This window comes from uncultured Nocardioides sp., assembly GCF_902805925.1.
GTDB lineage: Bacteria > Actinomycetota > Actinomycetes > Propionibacteriales > Nocardioidaceae > Nocardioides.
In genome coordinates this window covers 1-3,292 of record NZ_CADCUP010000002.1, presented here as the reverse complement: position 1 = coordinate 3,292, position 3,292 = coordinate 1, and the positions used below count along the sequence as shown (strand labels likewise).

The window sequence follows — 3,292 nt, the reverse complement described above, 5'->3', positions numbered from 1 at the left end:
AGGTCGACGTGGAGCCGGCGTTCCGGCAGGACCCCTCGTGGTTCCGCACCGGCGAGCCCGGGCGGGACGGGTGCCGGGTGCCGATCCCGTGGTCGGGCAGCGAGGCGCCGTTCGGCTTCGGGCCGGGGACCGCCCAGCCGTGGATCCCGCAGCCGGCGACGTGGTCGCCACTGACCGTCGCGGCCCAGGCCGGGACTGCCGGCTCGACGCTGGAGCTCTACCGGTCGGCGCTCGCCACGCGACGTACCTTCGCGCACACGGCCGGCGACGACGTCGAGATGCTCGACCTCGGCGAGGACGTGCTGGCCTTCCGCCGCGGACCGCTGACGGTCGCCCTCAACTGCGGTACGGCGCCGGTGCCGCTGCCTGCGGGCGAGGTCATCGCGAGCTCCGGCGACCTGCCGGGCGGGGTGCTACCCCCGGACACCGCCGTCTGGCTGCGCTGAGGCGACCGGCTGCCCCGGCTCGAGCGAGGCGTTGTAGCGAACCATCTGGTCGGCGAAGACGGCGAGCTCGGCGTCGTCCCAGTCGCCGAGGCGCTCGTCGAGGATCCGGCGCCGCTGCTGGGTGACCTCCTCGAAGCGCCGGCGTGCGTCGGCGGTGACGGCCAGGATGCTCGCGCGCCGGTCGGCCGGGTCGGGCGTCCGCTCGACCAGGGCGAGGTCGACGACGTGCTGCACCTGGCGGCTGACCGCGCCCTTGTCGATCTCGAACCTCTCCGCGATGTCGGACGAGCGCTGCGGGCCCATCTCCACGAGGTAGGCCAGCATCAGGTACGCCGCCGGCTGGAGGTCGGGGTGGACCATCGCAGCCCGCGCTGCGATGACACGCCGGACGCGGCGGAGGAGCACCCCGATCTCCCGCTCGAGGGCCACCAGCGATTCGGTGCGGCTCATCGCCGGACCGCCTGCACGGTCGCCGCCGGGGCGATCTCGTCCGCGCGCAGCACGGTGGTGCGCAACGGCACCTCCTCGATGAGGGCCACGAGGACCAGCGCCACCACGGCGAAGGGCACGGCGACCAGGAAGATGTGGCCGATGGCGGTGCCGAAGGCGTGCTCGAAGACCTCCCGCACCGGGCCGGGCAGCGAGGAGTAGTCCGGGATCGAGGAGCTCTCGCCGGGCTGCTGCTCGATGCCCAGCCGGGCCAGGCCGGTGGCCACGGTGTCGGCCACCTGGTGGCTGAGCACCGCACCCAGGACCGAGACGCCGACCGAGCCGCCCATGGAGCGGAAGAACGCCACGGCCGAGGAGGCGGCACCCATGTCGGCCTGCGCGGTGTTGTTCTGCACCGCCAGCACGAGGTTCTGCATGGTGGCGCCCAGCCCGAGGCCGAGCACCGCCATGAACAGCCCGACGACCGCGAGCCCGGTGTGCTCGTCGATGGTGGAGAGCAGCGCCATGCCGATGACGACGAGCACCATGCCGCCGACGAGCCACTTCTTCCAGTAGCCGGTGGCGGTGATGATGCGGCCGGTGCCGATGCTGGAGACCAGCAGGCCGCCGACCATGCACACCGACATCAGGCCGGCGTGGGTCGGGGACATGCCGCGGGCGAGCTGGAAGTACTGCGAGAGGTAGACCGTCGCGCCGAACATCGAGATGCCGATGAGCACGGACGCGCCGGTGGCCAGGGAGGTGGTGCGGTCCCGGAAGAGGCGCAGCGGGATGACCGGGTCGAGGGCGTACCGCGCCTCCACGAGGACGGCGACGGCGAGCACGGCGAGGCCGACGACCACGAGCGCGATGCTGGTGCCGGAGAGCCAGTCGAACTGCTGGCCGGCCAGGGAGACCCAGACGAGCAGCAGCGACACGCCGCCGACGAGCAGGGTCGCGCCGGCGTAGTCGATGTGCACCTCGCGCTTGACGACCGGCAGGTGCAGGGTGCGCTGGAGCACGGCGAAGGCGACCACGGCGACCGGGAGGCCGATGAAGAAGCACCAGCGCCAGCCGGCGGTGTCGACGAGCAGTCCACCGATGAGCGGGCCGGACACGGTCGCCATCGCGAAGACGGCGCCGATGTAGCCGGAGTAGCGGCCCCGCTCGCGCGGGGTCACCATGCTGGCGATGACGACCTGCACCAGGGCGGTCAGGCCACCGACGCCCAGGCCCTGCACCGCACGGGCGCCGATGAGCACCTCCATCGACGGCGCGAAGCCCGCGATCAGCGAGCCGATGGAGAAGATGACCAGCGCCACCTGCACCAGCAGCTTCTTGCTGAAGAGGTCGGCGAGCTTGCCCCAGATCGGCGTCGTGGCGGTCATGGTGAGCAGCGTCGCGACGACGACCCACGTGTAGCCGGTCTGGCTGCCATCGAGGTCCTGGACGATGCGCGGCAGCGCGTTGGTGACGATCGTGCTGGACAGCATGGCGACGAACATGGCGAGGAGGAGGCCGGAGAGGGCCTCGAGCACCTCGCGGTGGCTCATCTCCGCCGCCTGCCCGGCGGAGGAGGCGGGTGCAGCGTGGGACACAGGGACTCGATTCGAGCTCGACGACGGACGACGTACACGGCCTAGAAGGTTGCCGTGAGCAACTATATTCCCGTTCCCCGGAATGTGCGGCCGACCCCGTGTATACAAGGGGACATGGCAGTCATCTCGGTCTGCGTCGTGGAAGACGCGGAGATCATCAGGTTCGGGATCAGGGCCGTGATCGACGCCGCGGACGACGTCGAGCTCGTCGGTGAGGCCGCCAACGCCACCGACGGACTCGCCCAGATCCTTGGCGCCATGCCGGACGTGGTCATCGTCGACGGCGACCTGCCCGACGCCCGGGCCTCCGACCTCGTGCGTGAGCTGCGCGCCCGGGCCCCATCGGTCGCCACCCTGGTCCTGACCAGCGACAAGGACGACGAGGCGGTCGTCGACGCCATCCTCGCCGGGGCCGCGGGCTACGCGCTCAAGCGCATCGGCGGCTCGGCCCTGCTGGGCGGCGTCCGCGCGCTCGCCTCCGGGAAGTCGATGCTCGACCCGCACGCGGTCACCCACCTGCTCAACCGGATGCAGGGCCCCGTGCACGCGACCGGCGAGCTGGCCTCGCTCACCCCGCGCGAGCGTCGCATCCTGTGGCTGATCGGTCAGGGCCTGACGAACCGCCTCATCGGCGAGAGGCTCCACATCGCCGAGAAGACCGTCAAGAACAACGTGACCTCGATGCTGGCCAAGCTCGGCCTCGAGCGCCGCACGCAGGCAGCGGTGCTGGCCTCGCGGCTGGCCGACGAGCTCGAGGACAAGGGCGCTTAGACAGGGGCCGAGGAGGGCCGTCTAGGAGCGGCGGCGCTTCTCCAGGGA

General features: G+C 71.7%; 4 protein-coding genes. 2 read left to right on the top strand and 2 right to left on the bottom strand.

What is annotated here, in order from left to right; genetic code table 11:
• On the top strand, positions 1-446 hold a 446-nt coding region (locus QZX64_RS00340; RefSeq protein WP_295656020.1), incomplete at its 5' end, for a DUF3459 domain-containing protein.
• On the opposite strand, the gene QZX64_RS00335 is transcribed toward QZX64_RS00340, so the two are convergent.
• Both QZX64_RS00335 and QZX64_RS00330 read right to left on the bottom strand, forming a co-directional pair.
• Positions 414-896 (bottom strand): MarR family winged helix-turn-helix transcriptional regulator, encoded by a 483-nt coding sequence (locus QZX64_RS00335; protein WP_295656018.1) that lies wholly within the window; start codon positions 894-896, stop codon positions 414-416. The two genes, QZX64_RS00340 and QZX64_RS00335, sit on opposite strands and share 33 nt — an antisense overlap.
• On the bottom strand, positions 893-2,428 hold the full coding sequence (locus tag QZX64_RS00330; RefSeq protein WP_295656015.1) for an MDR family MFS transporter: 1,536 nt from the start codon (positions 2,426-2,428) through the stop codon (positions 893-895). Before QZX64_RS00330 ends, QZX64_RS00335 begins: the two co-directional genes overlap by 4 nt.
• 159 nt (positions 2,429-2,587) lie before the next feature.
• Between QZX64_RS00330 and QZX64_RS00325 the strand changes: the two genes are divergently transcribed.
• Positions 2,588-3,244: a response regulator transcription factor gene (locus tag QZX64_RS00325; protein WP_295656013.1), complete on the top strand. Its 657-nt coding sequence runs from the start codon at positions 2,588-2,590 to the stop codon at positions 3,242-3,244.
• The last annotated feature ends 48 nt before the right edge of the window (positions 3,245-3,292 follow it).

Bases quoted from the DNA above. Each gene is read 5' to 3' on its own strand.
- QZX64_RS00335 (WP_295656018.1), bottom strand. From the start codon at position 896: ATGAGCCGCACCGAATCGCTGGTGGCCCTCGAGCGGGAGATCGGGGTG.
- QZX64_RS00330 (WP_295656015.1), bottom strand. From the start codon at position 2,428: ATGAGCCACCGCGAGGTGCTCGAGGCCCTCTCCGGCCTCCTCCTCGCC.
- QZX64_RS00325 (WP_295656013.1), top strand. From the start codon at position 2,588: ATGGCAGTCATCTCGGTCTGCGTCGTGGAAGACGCGGAGATCATCAGG.